The organism is Paenibacillus mesophilus (assembly GCF_005938385.1).
GTDB classification, from domain to species: Bacteria; Bacillota; Bacilli; order Paenibacillales; family NBRC-103111; genus Paenibacillus_AB; species Paenibacillus_AB mesophilus.
Map to the genome: position 1 here is coordinate 337,320 of NZ_VCRA01000006.1, position 16,287 is coordinate 353,606.

11 protein-coding genes are annotated in these 16,287 nt (G+C 54.7%); 4 read left to right on the top strand and 7 right to left on the bottom strand.

Translation table 11 applies throughout. The features are described 5' to 3' along the window. Positions 1-35 precede the first annotated feature (35 nt). Both FE783_RS13995 and FE783_RS14000 read right to left on the bottom strand, forming a co-directional pair. Positions 36-1,775: a 5'-nucleotidase C-terminal domain-containing protein gene (locus FE783_RS13995; protein ID WP_138879977.1), complete on the bottom strand. Its 1,740-nt coding sequence runs from the start codon at positions 1,773-1,775 to the stop codon at positions 36-38. Between the two features lie 145 nt (positions 1,776-1,920). Beyond that, positions 1,921-2,163 carry a YolD-like family protein gene (locus FE783_RS14000; protein ID WP_138879978.1) on the bottom strand — a complete coding sequence of 81 codons (243 nt, stop codon included), beginning with the start codon at positions 2,161-2,163 and terminating at the stop codon, positions 1,921-1,923. 201 nt (positions 2,164-2,364) lie between these two features. Here FE783_RS14000 and FE783_RS14005 point away from each other — a divergent pair, with 201 nt between their 5' ends. After that, positions 2,365-2,871 (top strand): hypothetical protein, encoded by a 507-nt coding sequence (locus FE783_RS14005; protein ID WP_138879979.1) that lies wholly within the window; start codon positions 2,365-2,367, stop codon positions 2,869-2,871. A 69-nt stretch (positions 2,872-2,940) separates the two neighbouring features. Here the strand turns inward: FE783_RS14005 and FE783_RS14010 are convergent, their stop codons facing one another. From FE783_RS14010 to FE783_RS14030, 5 genes are all read right to left on the bottom strand, one after another. Continuing rightward, the gene (locus FE783_RS14010; protein ID WP_158301798.1) at positions 2,941-4,356 is read right to left on the bottom strand and encodes an extracellular solute-binding protein; all 1,416 of its coding nucleotides are present in this window, start codon (positions 4,354-4,356) and stop codon (positions 2,941-2,943) included. A gap of 151 nt (positions 4,357-4,507) precedes the next feature. Beyond that, on the bottom strand, positions 4,508-9,241 hold the full coding sequence (locus tag FE783_RS14015) for an Ig-like domain-containing protein (RefSeq protein WP_158301799.1): 4,734 nt from the start codon (positions 9,239-9,241) through the stop codon (positions 4,508-4,510). 196 nt (positions 9,242-9,437) lie between these two features. After that, positions 9,438-10,433 carry a hydroxyacid dehydrogenase gene (locus FE783_RS14020; protein ID WP_138879982.1) on the bottom strand — a complete coding sequence of 332 codons (996 nt, stop codon included), beginning with the start codon at positions 10,431-10,433 and terminating at the stop codon, positions 9,438-9,440. A gap of 43 nt (positions 10,434-10,476) precedes the next feature. Continuing rightward, positions 10,477-11,805 carry an ABC transporter substrate-binding protein gene (locus FE783_RS14025; RefSeq protein WP_138879983.1) on the bottom strand — a complete coding sequence of 443 codons (1,329 nt, stop codon included), beginning with the start codon at positions 11,803-11,805 and terminating at the stop codon, positions 10,477-10,479. Positions 11,806-12,309: 504 nt separating this feature from the next. After that, positions 12,310-13,623: an ABC transporter substrate-binding protein gene (locus tag FE783_RS14030; RefSeq protein ID WP_138879984.1), complete on the bottom strand. Its 1,314-nt coding sequence runs from the start codon at positions 13,621-13,623 to the stop codon at positions 12,310-12,312. A gap of 582 nt (positions 13,624-14,205) precedes the next feature. On the opposite strand from FE783_RS14030, the gene FE783_RS14035 reads away from it, so the two are divergent. Genes FE783_RS14035 through FE783_RS14045 form a run of 3 tightly spaced genes read left to right on the top strand, consistent with a single transcriptional unit; the run spans position 14,206 to position 16,199 of the window. Further along, a complete protein-coding gene (locus FE783_RS14035; protein WP_138879985.1) occupies positions 14,206-14,784 on the top strand; it encodes a TetR/AcrR family transcriptional regulator in 579 nt (192 codons plus the stop codon). A 4-nt stretch (positions 14,785-14,788) separates the two neighbouring features. Beyond that, positions 14,789-15,340: an HXXEE domain-containing protein gene (locus tag FE783_RS14040; RefSeq protein ID WP_138879986.1), complete on the top strand. Its 552-nt coding sequence runs from the start codon at positions 14,789-14,791 to the stop codon at positions 15,338-15,340. Between the two features lie 58 nt (positions 15,341-15,398). Continuing rightward, positions 15,399-16,199 carry a helix-turn-helix transcriptional regulator gene (locus FE783_RS14045; protein ID WP_138879987.1) on the top strand — a complete coding sequence of 267 codons (801 nt, stop codon included), beginning with the start codon at positions 15,399-15,401 and terminating at the stop codon, positions 16,197-16,199. Positions 16,200-16,287 lie beyond the last annotated feature (88 nt).

Consider the following 16,287-nt stretch of genomic DNA (forward strand, 5'->3'; position numbering starts at 1 on the left):
CTTCGGACCGCTTTGCCGTTTCCATTTGTGAACGATTATGGCAGCAAGATCTCCTGTCCCGGATAGATCCGGTTCGGGTTCGGGATCGGATTGAGCCGATGCAGCGTTTGCCATGTCGTGCCGTATTGCTTGGCGATTTTCGATAACGAGTCACCCGGTTTAACGATGTAGAGGTTCGCTTTGCCCGTTTGCTCCTGTACAGCCGGCGCGACAGGCGTGGCAGGTACGGGCGCCGCGGAAGCCGCCTTGACCTTGATCCGGCCCTCGACTGCGGGCTGCACATCCCCCACCTTGCGAATGTACGCGATGAGCGATTCCTCCAGCGAGGAGAAGTCGTTCGCGATCGGATAGCTTTTGAACATCGTATAATTGTCGCCGCCGGCCGCCATGAAATCGTTGGTGGCGAGCACATACGTCCGCTGCGGATCGAGCGGCTGACCCTTCACTTCAATCGAGGTGATCCGCTCATTCTTCGGCAAGGACGGATCAAACTCGAACGTGACGCCGCCTACTTGCGGGAAGCCGCCGAGCGAGTCCGGATAAGCCGATACGCCGAGCTCCAGCGCCGCCCGGATATCCGAGCCTTTGACCTTCTTCGTCTGGGTGTAGTTGCCGAAAGGCAGTACGGTGATGACCTGCCCCTTCGTGATCGGCCCCGCCTCGATGGAAGCCCGGATGCCTCCGCCGTTCGTAATCGCGACGTCGGCGCCGGTTTCGCTCAGCATCGCATCCGCGATCAGGTTGCCCAGATTGGATTCGCCCTTGCGGACGACTTCGCGGTCACCGACCAGAGTCGCGCCGGAGTAACCGACTACCTCCTGCAGCACGCCTTCCTGCTCCTTCTTCACCTTGCCCACGATATCCAGCACCGCTTGATCCGGTGCGATCTTCTGCTCGTCGAAATGCTGTTTCGTGATGAGGCTTGCCGACTTGCCGATCAGTTTACCGTTCTCGAACGTCAGGTCGACGCGGCCGACGTTTTTCAAATATTCGCCCGTCTGCGCGATCAACACGCCGTTTTCCGTCGTCCCCTTCTCCATGACCGTATGGCTGTGGCCGTCGAGAATGACGTTGATTTCGGGTACGGCTTTCGCCAGCTTGAGGCTCGTATCCACGCTCGAGCCGTCGACGCCGAGGTGTGTGATCGCGATGATCGCATCGACCTTGCCTTTCAGCTCGGCCACGATCGCCTTCGCTTCTTCCGTCGGGTCGGCGAACGTGATGTCCTCGACATTGTTCGGATGGGTCTTGTAGGCGGTCTCCGGCGTCGTCAAGCCGAAGATGCCCAGCTTCACGCCGCCCGTTTCTTTAATGACATAAGGCTTCAGCAGTCTTGTGCCGTTCGTTTGCTTGACATTGGCGCTGACTACCGGGAATTGGGTCAGTTTGGTCAACTCGACCAGGTGGGCGTATCCGTAGTTGAAATCGTGATTACCCGGCACCATCGCATCGTAGCCGGCGGCGTTCATAATGTCCACGATGCTAGCGCCTCTTACGAGGTTCGCGATCGTCTGACCGTGGAATGTGTCGCCGATATCGAGCAAGAGCGTGTTCGGGTTGTCTTTCTTGTGCGCTTTCACGAGCGTGGCCATTTCCGCATAGCCGATATTTTCTTTGCTGGATTCCACCCGGGAGTGGACGTCGTTCGTGTGGAAAATCGTAATCGTCTTCGCACCGGTTTCGGCCGCGGCCGCCAATTGGGCAACGGACAGCATGAGCAGCAGAGCAAGTGCGAGCACAAGCGGCCGCAAGCTCCATTTGCCTGTTCGTTTCATGCAGGTTCTCCTCCTCCTAGGAACTTTAACGGAATTACCGTCCGTTAAAGTTCCTTAATCCATCGAAACTGAATATCCTTGTCAGTATACGATCGGATTGTTCGGGGAACTTTTTCCCAGTGTAAAGATTGTGTAAAGGAGGGGATTACTCCCGCCGGGTATCGATGCTCATGATATCGTTCAAGTCGATGTAGTCGAACCCGTCGTCGTGACTGAACTTGATCGTATTCGCGACAGAGTCGATTTTGGTTATAATTCCGCTTATTTCGCGATCCCGCTGCGCAAGAAAGCACCGGACGACGACGAACATCTGTGCCTCGCGCATCTCGTCCAGCTTTTGCATGATCGATTCCGCATCCCGGTACAGCTTGTCTTGAATAGAAATCAATTCCTCCGCCCTCTTCCTCTTATCCTCAGAATTTCAATCAACAGCCGGCTCGCTTGGACGGCTCCGATCCTGCCGATCAGACGGCACTTCTATCGTATCAGACCGAACTGAACAAATACTGAACAAATACGGCAAGTTTCCACTCCAATCGTTCCATGTTAAAATACAGGTAAGCTCGGATATGCGAAGGACGTGATCTGTATGCTCGAACGCGCCGTTGAAGGCGAATTGTCGAGAATGAAGCGGACACCGGTTCAATCGAAGCCCCCGGAATCGATGCGCCGTATTCCGGCTCAAGGGGACGTCGTCTTAATTTGTATCGCGCTTTGCTATGTCCTATTGGGGATTATGAAATCCGTCGATTTGGTTGTCGTCGCGCCGGCCGTCATCGCCAGCTTCTCTCTCGCCGGCATGTTCTTCGCGCTGTCCGATCTCGCCAAGATCGGAATTCGGTGGTCCGGCCGCATAGCCGGAACGGTTTACTTGCTGCTGTATTACGCGTTTCTTCTCGGCAGCGCCTTATGCCTGATCGTCGTCCCGTTGTCGTACGGCTCGATCGGCTGGCTGGGGGCCGTCATCGTTCCGCTCGGCGACGTCTCGACTTTTGCGGGAATGGGAGTCATCATCGGCATCATCGTCTTCAACAACGTATGGAGACGCGCGAGAACGACCGAGCCGGAGAAAACGATTGCGAGCGGAGAGCGGTAGCGGGGCGGACCTATTGGAGTCGGTAACCAAAAACAAAAAACACGCTTCCGCGTGTCTCTGTCCTCCTCTTCAAACGCCGCTCTCCTGCGCACTGCGCTTGGACAGCAGCTGCTCCAGCCGCTCCGTTGCGGCTTCCTCCGTCTCCAGCCCCGACCAGTACAGCTTCGCCTCGCGGTAAAACTGATCCAGCTCCTTAATCGACATGTTCAAGGCGTTATACAGCCGGAATGTCGGAATAATGTCGCGGTACATATGGAATCGCGACGGGCGATACATACTCTCCTTGCCGGTCCACTCCGCCGCCGGCTTCAAGCTCGGAATGCTCAGCGTCTTCTGGCGGATCATCAGCTGTGTCCGGTACGAGGTCAGAAAATCTACAAAGATGCGGGCGCTGTCTTTGACCTTGGAGTTGGCGCTGACAGCCACTCCGATAAGCAGCAGCAGCGTCTTCGGATCGTTCAAGTACGGCAGCGGAGCGATGTCGTAATCGAACTCCGTGCGCCGTTCGTGATGGTTCAAGCCCAAATACGTCGTCATGATCATCGACACTTTGCCGCTGAAGAACAGCTCCTCGGCGTCGCCGTCCTTCTCCGACAAAAAGAGCGGAAACCGGTTCTGCAAGTAGATCAGCTCGCGGCACACCCTCAAGCTTTCCGTCAGCTGTTCGCCGAGAATCGAGAATTTCCCCGACTCGTCGCGGTCGAAACGGATGCCGCTCTGCAGCAGGAAGACCGGCCAACGGTTGCTCGAAGGGAAGTGAAAGTAGAAGCCGAGCCGTTCGTTCTCCACCGTCAATTTCGAAGCCTGCTCGAACAGGACGTTCCATCGCCAGCCGCTGTCCGGCTCCAGTACCTCCTTCTCCCGGAAGTGATCCTTGTTATAGCACAAAATGAGAGGGGAGAAGACGAGCGGCTGCACCTTCAGCTGTCCTTCGTGCATGAACGCCTCGTTCAAGAACGGGTAAATGTGCGAATTCGGCTCGAACGTCTCCAAGTTGTCCAATCCGTCGTTCAAGCTGAACTCGTCAAAGCCGTTGAAATTCATCGTAAAGACGTCCAATCCGCCTTCGTCGATCAGCGCTTTGACCCTGCTGTACGTATTCAGCATGGTGGAAGTGTTCGTCATTTCGATGCGAATGCCGGGGTATGCTTTGTGGAATTCCGCGATCAGCGTCTTCATGATCGCCTCTTGCATCAGCGAGTTGTGGCAGCCGAACTTCAGGACGACCGTGTCATCCCGAGAATAGCGGGCCACCTTGTTGCCTACTCGCGGTATTTTCTCGATCAGCCGTTCGGCCACGAGCACTTCCAGCCCTTGGCGAACCGACTTGTTGCTGATCCGGTACTGCTTGGCGTATGCCTTCTCCGAAGGGAGGTAATCCCCTTCCCGCAATACCCCGTTCATAATGTCGTTCCGAATGGCTTCGACCATGTGATCCAGTCTAGCCTGAAATGTCTTGCGGCTCGGTTTCTCCGACGCTTCCATGTTCCCGCCACCATCTGTTCGATATATTATGTACACTAGCATACAGGAAGTTGTTAGCCGCTTCAAGAAAAGAGCCCGACTCGCCCTTCATGCCGGTCAGCCGTTCGCGGCGTCCCTTCATCCGGGCGAATCGGGCCGTCAGTTGCCCTCGTCAGCGGCGGTAGCGGTATACTTCACCGTTGTCCAGCACGATCCATGGTTTCGTCTGCGTTTCTCCCGCTTTCAGCGCGGCGATCGGATGATGGAAGCGAGCCGTTTGTTCGATCGCCCCTTGATCGGACATCCGGACGAGCAAGCCGTTATCCGCGGCGGCCCAATATTTCGCCGAGCCGTCCTGACGCCAGCCCTCCACGTGCAGTACCCGATCGGATAAGGCCGTCCGGAAGCGCACCGTCCCGTCCGGGTTCAGCGCATAAAACTGGAATCCGTCGGAGCCGGCCAAAATTTCCGGAATCCCGTCCCCGTTGTAGTCGCCGTAACGAATATCGTTGACCTCGCCGCCGACGTTCCGCTTCCATTTCTCCAGCAGCTTGCCGCTATAGCCGACGAGCCGAACCTCGTTCTGCTTCGTACCGAAGGCGATAACCGGCGCCTGACCGACGCTCGGGTGCTGCACCAGAGTCGCCACTTTCCAGCCTGGACCTCCGCCCGTTCCGCCGCGCGTCACTTGCTTCTCGTTCCAATAGGCGTAATACGCATATTCCAGGGCGTACATGCCTTCATCCTTGCCGTCGCCGTCAAAGTCGGCGAATTCCATATCCTCGATGCCGTAATAATACAGCAGATCCTCGTACTTCAATTTGCCGCTTGCATCGAGACCGTATATATACCGGAACTGCGAGCCGACCATCACCCACGGAGCCTGATCCGCTCCGTTTACGTAAGCGACTCTTACATTCGTTATACCGAGCAGGTTGCCTTTGCGCTCGCGGTGGGCGGCGTCGCTCGGGAACTTATAGTTCCACATTTCCTGACCTTGAGCATTCAGGGCGTGCACGTACCAGTTCTCGGTAGCGACGAACACGACCGGCTGGCCGTTCAGCTGTTGGACCGTAACTTCGTTGACGCGTCCGGCCGCGGGGAACGTCCATAGAACGGTACCGGCTTCGTCCACCGCCTGTACTTTGCCGCCGATACCTCCCAGCACGAGCTCCTCCTTGCCGTCGCCGTTCAATTCGCCCCAGGTGCTGTCCGTTACCTGCTCGGAGAATTCATATACCTGCTGCCAGTCGCGCGTTCCTTCGTTGCGGTTATCGCTCAGATCGCCGCCACGATCGTTGTACGGCTTCTCTCCTTGGCTCGGACGCTCCTTCTCCTTCAACGCCCGTTCGAGACGCTGATCCATCTGACGATTCCAAACGGCGGTTCCGGTTTGCAAAGCCCCGTCGCGAATCGGATCGCCTTCGGCATCGTATTGAACTCGGTCCCTCCGGAGCGCGTACGTCGCCCACTGTCCGTTCGACGTATTCATCGAGAACATGACGGGCTCCGCGAACTGCAGCGTTTGCGAGCCGATCCGCACCCGGGTCGCTTCGGCGGCCAGCAATTGGCCCTCGCCGACCAGATGGAATTTCCCGTCCGAGCTGAAATCGCTCGTATCGAGTGCGGACTGCACCGCAACCCATTGCTTGTTCCGCTGTTTGATTTCAAGCGTCGTTTCATTTAAACGCCGCGTATTGACTCCCGGTCCGTCCTCCTTGCGGCTGGACAGCACGTTGATAAATTCGGCCCGCTCCCCGGCCGCATAGCTACGTTCCTCCAAGACCTCGCTCAGCACGGTCTCCTTGTCGGCATACGGATACGGGTACTCGCCTTTCCAATATTTCATGAAATGGCCGTACCGGTCTATCGTCCGCAGCTCCGACTCGTCCATGCTCTCGATCGTCATCGTAACGCCCTGCTGCTCCGCTTCGAATCGGTCGCGCAGAACCTTCGGCGTGCCCAACGTCTGCCAATTGTTTTTCAGCATATAGCTGCCGGCTTCCTGAAGCAGCACATTATCGTAGATCAAGTAAAACGAACCGTTCGGACTGATGATCGACCTCTCCCAGTCGGTTCCGTTGTAATTCGGCACCGTGCTGCGGCTCAAGCCGGTTCCGCCGATATCCGCCGCCCATTGCAGCTTGGCGAGAGGCGGTTTCTTCTGCTGCTCCCCGTTCTTCACGACGACGAGCCCGGTATGATGCTCCGGCGTATTCTCGATATAATCGCGGTCGGTCAGGAACAACCTTCCGTTTGCGGTGTAATTGAGAATGGCGTTGCCGTCCTGATGTCCGTGCGCTCCGGCCGAGAAGCCGTCCACGATCAAATAGCTGTCGTCGATTCCGAAGCCTTCGCGGAACGTCATCTTATGGAACGTATCCGGCAGTGCCACATCGAGCACCGTCTGCTCCGTATCCTTCAAATCGTCGTAGATGCCCTTCTCTACGGGATAAGCCTGCACCTTCGGATAAGCTCCCTCGGGAAGCTCGGCCGCTTCGCCATGCTTCACGGCCGTATACGTATGAATCGGATAGTCCAGGTCGCTCATTCTCTGACCCGGGAACGGCCCCGTTCTCGTCCGCTCCAGCAGGAACCGGTACAACGGATCGTCATAGAACAGCGTGGCCGCGTTCATGACCTGCGAATGTCCCCAGGAGTAAGCATTGCTGTAGCCGAACGGATAAGTGTCCCCGCCGCCGGCCATCGTGCCCAGATTATCGATCATAAGCGCATTCAGATCGGCGCTCGGACGCAAGCTTCGGGCGATGAAGTCCAGATTTCCCGTCGCCATGCCGTAGTCGATATTCGTCATCGGCACGTGCATTAAGTAATCGGAGCCTTCGTCCAAGCTGATATACGACGTATTGCCGGTGAAAATGCGTTCCCCGAGCTGTCTCCACGCCGGAGCTTGCGGCAAGGCATAATATTTGCCGAAATAATCGCTGCCGGCGATCAGAGACAACGCCGGGAATATTTGGTGGTTCCAACGCGGACCGCTGGCCTCGGCTTTCGTCAAATAGCCGTCGTTGGCGTTCGCTTCGTAGGTCAGGTAGAAGGCGGACGCGATCTGTTTGCGCTCAAGCGCCGTAAAGATCGGAGACGCCTCCAGCACCGTCCAGTTTTGGATGATCGTATCGCCGTCGGTCCACATATTTTGTCTCTCGTTCAGCTGCGTCTTCGCTTCGGACGGATACCGGTTCACATAATTGGCATAGCCCAGGAGCAGCTTCTTGTACACTTCGCCCAAGCCGGGATGGGCGGTCAGCAAATAATTTTCCCCGTATATTTTGATTCTGGACAGCACGTAGTGAAGAGAAGCCGCATCCGTCTCGCTGCTCGCATTAGGCTTCAGCCTGGACAGCCATGTCGTAACCGAGTTAAGCGCCGTTTGAATGTTGGCAGGCGTCGGCTTGCCGTCATACTGCAAGTAGGAGGCGGCTTGATCGGACAGCTTCGCTTCGAACAGCCACGGAATGACGGAATCGGTCTGCGCTCCGACGATTTCCAGCAGCCGGTCTACACCGAGCCCCGCACCGGCCAGGTCGCTCGCGCCGACGACGACGGTATTCCCGCCAAGCCCGAACGGATCGATGACCGTCTGCAGCTGGTACCCGCCGTCGCCCGGATAGATCGCATCGGCATAAGACATCCGCAAGCCGTACATTCGGGCCAACTGCTCGTTGTTATCGAGCGTCCCCAGCACGATCGTCGGACCCGACCAGCCGTCGCGGAACTTGTCTCGGCTCGGTCCGGCTACGTCGACCTGTACGTTCCAGCGGTTTCGCAGCCCGGCCGCGATCCGCTCCCCGAGAGCCTGCCATTCCGCCTCTTCGGGTGCTACGATTCGCAGCCCGTTCACGTTTGTTCCGCCTTGCAGCGGGCGCAGCTGCAAATTGTAGTAAGGGGGAATGTCGTTCGGACCGAATACATTGACATCGAGCGTCGCTTGAGCGCTCCCATAAGTAGCCTTTATGACGGTTGAGCCGGGAGACACCCCGCTGACGATTCCGCCGCCGGCCGTCGCTACATCCGGACGTTCGGACGTATAGACTACCGCATTATCATTCATCGGTCGCACATCTCCATTCGCGTAATGGCCGTATACATAGAAAGGCTGAGTCCCTCCGGCATTCACATTCAATGCGGCGGGATACATTTTAATGCTCTGCAAAGCTCCCGCAGGGGCAATTGCCGCGTCGCGGATACGCACGTTATCCAAATAAAACGTTCCGAGACCGGTCGATATCGTGGCGAACCGCAGCAAATTGACCGATGATGCGGAGCTGTCGCGGAAAGCCGTATTTTTGCGAACAAGAAGCAGCTTATCCCCGTCAAACACGGATATCGTCTTCTTCCCAGCCGCCGCATCGAAATCGACCCGGAACCGGTACCATTTGCCCGGCTCATACGTCTCGCCGGAAGTCACCCGGGTTGCGCCGTCATAGTATTCGATCGTTCGGTTGGCCAATAAGCCGATCCACTCTACAGGCTTCGTACCGGACGGACCGGTGCTTTCCAGCAGCATGACGAGCCGGTCGGCCGTATCCGCCTTGACCCACCACTCCACGCCGCCCCTCTCGATCGGCGAGAACGCCGCTCTCGCTCCCATCGCCTTCGTTTTGTCATTGTCCATAATTTTGACCGTTTTGGTTCCGCTGACCGCATAGACCTGATCCGTTACGGTCACTTCCGCGCTTGCGTTCGTCCAGCCGTTCTGCCCGTTCAGCGGACCGACGGAGAAGTTCTCGAAATCATAATAAATTTCTCCGTTGGCGGCATCGATCCGGTTGCTCGGCAGCCCGGCCATAAAACTGCCGAAAGCGACAACAGCAGTCAGCAGAAGGCTGATCGCCCCCCGGCCCGCCCCGTGTCTGAACCTTTTCCGCAACTTATCCCTCGTCACTATGAATCCCTCCCGAAACGAAACTCGCATTCCCTTCGCGACAAGCCGAATTCCTCTCATCCATCAGGCGGTAGCGCTTTCAAGAATACCGTCACCTCCTTAGTGAATATGAATCCATAGGTATCGTACCGGGAACGGGGTAATCGAAAAAAAGGCTGCCGCAATTGTGTCAGCACCTGCGGCAGCCTGTTACGTATTATGCCAAAACGCTCATTTGTTCTTCTTTCACTTCGCCTTCCAGCTTCTCCCCAGCCAGAAGCCGCTTCACCTCGTCGATCGCGAACTGTCCGATACGCTTGATTCCGTTATTAACCGCTCCTGCGATATGCGGGATCAAGATGCAATTCGGCAAGCTGCGGAAAGGATGGTCGGGAGCCGGAGGCTCGGGATCGGTTACGTCGAGGCAGGCGAACAGCCTGCCTTTCCGGAGCTCCTCGACTAGCGCCGCTTCATCCACGATCGATCCGCGCGCCGTATTGATCAGAATCGCATCGTCCTTCATCAAGGCGAGCCGGTCGCGATTGAACATCTTATACGTCCCGGGAATCGACGGAGCGTGAATGGAAACGACGTCGCTCATCGTCAGCACCTGCTCCAGATCGGCCTTGATCACGCCGAGCTCCACCGCTTGTGCGGCCGTTAGAACAGGGTCGAACACCATAATGGTCACATCGAAGTTGCGGAGCAGGCGGATGTAATGTCTGCCGGCCTGGCCGGCTCCGATGACGCCGACCGTAATCTGGTACAGCTCGCGGATCCGGTCTTTGCCTGCGTTCCATCCCCCGTTCCGGGTCGTTTGCGACAGCTCCCACATGTTCTTGAGCGAGGTGATCGTCAGTCCGAGAGCGGTCTCGGCGACGCCTCTGCCGAGCGGACCGTTCCCGCTGGAAACGCGTACGCCCCGTGCCCACAGCTCCGGCGTCACGATGCCTTTGACGGTTCCGGCGGCATGGATAACCGCCTGTAACCGCGGAGCTTGATCCAAAATGTCCTGCGTCAGTTTGGAGCATCCCCATGAGGTGATAGCGAAGTCGGCCCCTTCGATCACTTCCTTCAGCGTGTCCGGCGAAGGCGAACCTTCCTTAACGTTTCGCACAACGGTACCGATCGCCTCAAGCTGCTTCCAATGCGAATCGCCAAAGACTCGTTCTTGTATTTTCGGTTCCGGCAGTATGGCTATTTTGACTCCCATGCTCTCTCTCCATCTCCTGTCTGTACGGCTTGCAGGCTGTAATTTATTGCTTGCTCTTCTGCTCGGCAATTGCGGCCTTCAGCTTCTCGTCGATCTCGCGCAGTGCCGTATTGATGTCCTTCTTGCCTTGGGCCACCTCGATGAAGGCGTTTCCGACAAGGTTTTGTTGTGTTGCGCCCGGCACGTCCGTCAGTCCGGTTTTGCGCTTCGGCGTATAGTTGGCCGGCTTGTAGACGTTGATCGCATTCATGTTTTTCTTGCTGTAGATCGGGTGGGACTGACCGAGAGCTTTCGCGATATCCGTATTGTTCAGCGTAGTAGGCATGCCTCGCTTCGAGTCGGCCAGCTGCATTTCGTCGGACAGCATCGCCATGATCATCTCGAATGCCTCGTCCTTATGCTTGCTCGTGTTCGTAATCGACCAATAAGCCGGTCCGCGCTGCGGCATCAGGTTCGGGCCGTCTTTGAACTTCGGATACGACACCAGATCCCAGTTCACTTCAGGCGGAATAACGAGATAGACGTTGTGCTGGTTCGTCATCATCGCAACCTTGCCGCCGCTGAATGCCTTATCTTCTTCCCCGCTCGTATTCATAATCGTATTGTTCGGAATTTGGTAGAACCGAAGCAGGTTCTGGAACAGCGGGCTCCACTTGCTCTGGTCAAACATTTGATCCGCATTCGGATCGAGAATCGGCAAGGAGAGTACATTGTCGCGCAGCGTGTTGACCGGGTTGGAGCTGAAGCCGCGATAGGTGATGCCGCCGTCCACGCGGGTCATCTTCTTGGCCAGCTCGAGCAGCTCATCCCACGTCATGCCGTCCTTCGGATACGGTACGCCGAATTTGTCGAAGATGTCCTTGTTATAATAAAGCGCTTGCGGGAAATACGGCGGTACCGGCAAACCGTACAGAGCCCCCGAACGGCCGGCCTCCATAATTTCGTCGATAAATACTTTATTGAAGCGGGTCGTATCATACTTGTACTTCTTAACCATCTCGTTCAGGTCGTACCCGAGCTTGAAGTCGAGATACCCGGTTATAAGCGACGGAACGTCGGTACGGATAATATCGGGTATTTTGCCGGAAGCGACCAGATCGGCCAACGTCTGACCTTTCCCGCTCAAAATATATTCGATCGTCACATGCGGGAACTTCTGCTTCAGCATTTCGCTGAACCGTTCGTTGAACTCCTTCTCCGCGACTCCCACCGTGAAGATCGTCATCGTATATGGATCTTTCGGCTTGTTGTCCGCCGCCTTCTTGTCCGTCGTACCCGCCGATCCCGTGCTGTTGCTTCCTTGACCGCCGCAGGCCGTAACCAGAACGGAAGTCATCAAGGTCAGAGCCACCAATTTGCTTTTTATTTTCATCGCAGCTTTCCCCCATCTTATTTTTTATTTACATGCTCATATATTCATATAAATTGTTCGTCCGTATACGAAGCCCGGACTACCGTTCGCGCTTGTCGCCCATCTACCTCCCTCCGGTTCCTGTTCCTACGGATGCCGCTGTCGACGGCTTGGTTTCTTCGTGGTTCCCAATATGCTTCATCTTCATTTTAGAAAGCGCTTCATTTTTTGTCAACTGGTTTATTGCCATTATTCAACAAAGTTTGCCGCCGATTTTATTCAATAAAGCCGAAAAACATTGATGTATAAGGATTTTACGCCGTAAAATCAAATTTATGCACAGGTTGTCAGACAAGGTCGGACAAATTCGTGGTTTCCTATTGGAAAAATAAGGGGAACCACATCCGGGCTTTTCAACGGTTATTTCCTGTGGTTCCGAAGGCCCCTTTCCGAGTAAAATAAAAGACTGTCGAGAAAACTCGACAGTCTGCAAGAGTCTCCAACGACTCTTTCTTATTACGGGGATTACTGACCGGATTTCAACTTCTCAATTTCCTTCACGGCATTTTCATCAGCCATCCGCAAAGTTGTATTGATGTCAAGCTGGCCTTTGCCGAGCTGATACCAGAGCTTTTCAAGCTGGTTGTTCGTAATCGCTTGATAAGGCGATTGCTGGAATGGAGCAGCCGGTTTGTTTTTCGTCAATGCCTTCAGGTTTTTCCCCGCCAGATTCGGATTGTCTTGTCCGAAGGCATCTTTTGCCGATTGCGTTTTGATGACCGGCAGTCCCAGCGCTTTTTTGGCAATCTCGGTTTGATATTCGTCGCTGGTCATGTAGGCGATGATTTCAAAAGCTTGCTCCTTATGTTTACTGATGCTGGGTATGTAAGCCAAGTTGAGCGAAGCCTGCGAACCGATACCGCGAAGATTGCCGAATTCCGGCAAGGTGACCAAATCCCAATTCACTTGCTGCGGTGTTCCGGGAACCGTGGCGGCATACATAGCCGCTACTTTTGAAGTATAGAACAGGTTGTTGATTCCGCCGAAGCTGCCTTCCAACAATGCATTGCCCGGAATTTCGTAGAAACGGTTTATATTCTTGACATACTGCGACCAACGCTCATCGGAAGAAAATAACGGCTTATCCGTTTTCGGATCGGCAAATCCGAGGGACATTTGGTTCTGCCAAGCGATGCTGTAAGATTGTGTAATGAAGCCTCTGTATTGCGTTTCTCCGTCTTTCCGAGTGACTCGCTTCGCAAGCTCGTAAGCTTGGTCCCATGTCATTCCGTCCGTAGGATAGGGAACAGCAAATTTATCGAAAATGTCTTTATTATACAAAAGGGACATAACATTCATCCGCAAAGGCAAAGCATTAATTTCGCCATTTGGAGAAAGGGCTTTCACGGCTTCTAGCGTACTAGGCTCAAGACGGTTCAAATCATAGCCACTTCTCTTGATCATGTCCGTCATGTCGTACTGAAATTTAAACGGCGTAATGTATCGGTAATGGTTCGTATCGCCGTTCAAGAAAATATCGATCGGCTCTTGTGCAGCAAGCAAATTGGATAGATTGCCCGCCACGTTTGTATCCGGGGAATTGATAACTTTTAAAGTAACATGCGGAAATTTCTTGGCGATCGAATTTCCATACTGTTCCATGAACGTAGCCGTATCACCTGCGTACGGCAAATAGAAGCTGATGGTAACAGGTTCTTTCGGTGTTACCCAAGCCTTCGCCGCCGACTCCGCGGCTTGACCGGATTTGCTGTCTTGCCCCCCGCCGCACCCGGCCAAAATACTGACTCCCGCTGTCGCAAGCACCAACAACTTCAACATCCTCTTTTTATCCAAAACATTTCATCCTCTCTGTACTTATATGCATCGCAGCTTTCCCCCATCTAGTTCCGTCAATTACATGCTCATATATTCATATAAAATATATGTCCGTATACGAATCACGGACTGCCGTTCGCGCTTGCCGCCGTCCGCCTCCTCTCCGGAACTGTTCCCACGGATGCCACTTTCGACCGATTGATTCCCGTGTGATTCCTATACTCTCCTATTCATTTTAGAAACCGCTTCATTCTTTGTCAACTGGTTTATTACCATAATCCATTAAAGTTCGCCGCGGTATATACTAAAAACAGCATTAAAACGTTGATACACAAGGGTTTCACGCCATATAAACAAAAAATACACCCTGTTTTCAGAAACATCAGTTTGAATTTGTGGTTCCTAACTTGAATCGCAATAGGGAACCACGTTTGCCCTCTAATCAGCTTTTCCCTGCGGTTCCGATCAAGCCCCTCAGCCGTCCCTCAGCCGTTTTTGAACCGAACTTAATCCCCTTTACTTTCCCAAAAGGCCCCTTTATAATACTAACTAATTAGTTAGTTAGTTATGTGCGAGGTGAAAGCCATGGTCTCAATCAAAGGAGAGACAAGCCGAAACAAGCTGATCGCTTCCGCCGAGGAGCTGTTTGCTCTCAAAGGCGTTCATGCCACGACCGTCAGCCAAATCGTGGCCCGAGCCGGCATGACTCAAGCGGCCTTCTACTTGTATTTCAAAAGCAAGGATGAGTTGGTCCGGGAACTGCTGGATGCCTTCGAACGCCGGCTTGCCGTATTCACGGACGCGGGACGTCATGTGCGCGGTCTTCCGGAAGGAGAGATCGAGGATTACGTCATCCGAACGTTTACCGGTCTGTTTACGCTGCTGGGCGAGAATACGAATTTGACGAGGCTCGCCTTACAGGGAACCGATCAGAGCGAGAAGCTTAGGGAGCACATCGTAAGCAGGATCGCCGACAATATGCGGAACAACCAACTGTCGGGCATCGTCCATGCGGAGGTGGAGCCGGTATTGGCCGCCGAATCGGTCGTCGCTTCGGTTGAACGGCTCGTCTACCGTTACATCCATACCGGCGAGAAAACGGCGGAGCAGTTGGGCCGGCAGGCGGTTCAGCTGTTTTTGCGGGGCATCTTGATTCATCGTTAGGAGCGTGGTTTCGTTGCTGCTGGAAACGTTGCACTCCCATATTCCTATTTTGAGCCTGCTGTGGCTCTTCCCTGTCCTCTTCATGTTTCACGATTTCGAGGAAATATTGACGGTCGAGAACTGGTCCGGAACTAACGGCGACCGCATCATGGGCAGGCTCCCTCCGTTCGCCCGTAAACTGTACGGTTCATCCTTCCGGATGAACACGCGGCAATTCGCCGCGGACGTGCTCTGGGTTTACTCGATCATCGTAGCCGTAACCGTTGTGGCGGTGTTCTTTTCCTTCTACCTGCCCTATTTGGCGGTGCTTGCCGTATTCTTTCTGCACGTATTCACGCATGTCGGTCAATCGCTCTATTTGAGAATGTATACTCCGGGTGTCGTTACTGCGGTACTGCTTGCTTTGCCCTACTCCCTCTATGCTTATTATCGCCTACTGTCCGAACGGATCATCGATTCGGGGGATATTGCCGCCAGCATGTCGGTTGTGCTTGTACTCGCTCCGGTCGCCCTGCTGCTGTTAGTGAAGGGAAGACAGCGGCAAAACGTCTCTTGATGACGCGGCAGATGCACATGCTGCCCCCGGATATCCTGATTAAAGGTGGTGCCGGCCGATGGATCCATCCGAATCCAACCTGCTCTATGCTGGATACTCCAGACATTCCGAGCCCTACTACGCCAATTTCAAGAAAGGGTTAAAGTTTTATTTATTTCGTCTGCAGCTCGAAGGCAGCTGCATGGCATGGATCGATGACCAATACACGCCTATTGTTCCAGGCGATTTGCTGCTGTATGGACCGGGCGAAGCGTACGAGCTGCAGATCGAACCTCGCCAAGGAGGCAAACGCTCGATCAGCGCCGATCTTTATTTCGTCTGCACGGGCAGGAAAATTGACGAGTGGTGGCGACGCGGCTTGTTCCCCACCAAAGTGAACATCTCCTCGGACGATGGACTTATCAATCTATGGAGGCACATCGTCTCCGAGAAACGAAAGCACCCCGGAATGAGCTCGGAGCTGCTCAATGCTTTGGCTTGGTCGCTATGTCTTTCCATCGAGCAGGCTGTGAACGAGAAGGTGAAGGAGAAGGAAGGGAAAGAAGCGTTTATCGCTTACCGGATCAAGCAATATATCGAGAAAAACGCGACGGAGCCGCTCACCCTCGAGATCATATCCAGAAACGCCGGCTTAAGCGTTTCGAGAGCCTGTCATCTCTTCAAGGCTACCTTCGGCCAGTCCATGATGGATTACTGTATCGATATCCGAATGTCCGTGGCTCGCGAATATATATTGTACAGCAGCTTGCCGCTGGAGAGGATCGCGGAGTTGGCCGGCTTCCGGACGTATCCGTATTTTTGCCGCACCTTCCGCACGCGTTTCGGGATGTCGCCGAAGCAGTATCGGCTGTCGAAATGACGCGCCGCGAAAGCAGCCCAAGGAAGACCGCGTATCGTTGCCCCCCGGCACGATTACGAGGTCTTCCTCAGTTATGGTTTCTTTTCCG

What these genes read in the sequence shown, in the direction of transcription:
- FE783_RS14010 (WP_158301798.1), bottom strand. Translation starts at nt 4,356, where the DNA reads ATGGAAGCGTCGGAGAAACCGAGCCGCAAGACATTTCAGGCTAGACTG.
- FE783_RS14020 (WP_138879982.1), bottom strand. Translation starts at nt 10,433, where the DNA reads ATGGGAGTCAAAATAGCCATACTGCCGGAACCGAAAATACAAGAACGA.
- FE783_RS14030 (WP_138879984.1), bottom strand. Translation starts at nt 13,623, where the DNA reads ATGTTGAAGTTGTTGGTGCTTGCGACAGCGGGAGTCAGTATTTTGGCC.
- FE783_RS14005 (WP_138879979.1), top strand. Translation starts at nt 2,365, where the DNA reads ATGCTCGAACGCGCCGTTGAAGGCGAATTGTCGAGAATGAAGCGGACA.
- FE783_RS14045 (WP_138879987.1), top strand. Translation starts at nt 15,399, where the DNA reads ATGGATCCATCCGAATCCAACCTGCTCTATGCTGGATACTCCAGACAT.
- FE783_RS13995 (WP_138879977.1), bottom strand. Translation starts at nt 1,775, where the DNA reads ATGAAACGAACAGGCAAATGGAGCTTGCGGCCGCTTGTGCTCGCACTT.
- FE783_RS14035 (WP_138879985.1), top strand. Translation starts at nt 14,206, where the DNA reads ATGGTCTCAATCAAAGGAGAGACAAGCCGAAACAAGCTGATCGCTTCC.
- FE783_RS14025 (WP_138879983.1), bottom strand. Translation starts at nt 11,805, where the DNA reads ATGAAAATAAAAAGCAAATTGGTGGCTCTGACCTTGATGACTTCCGTT.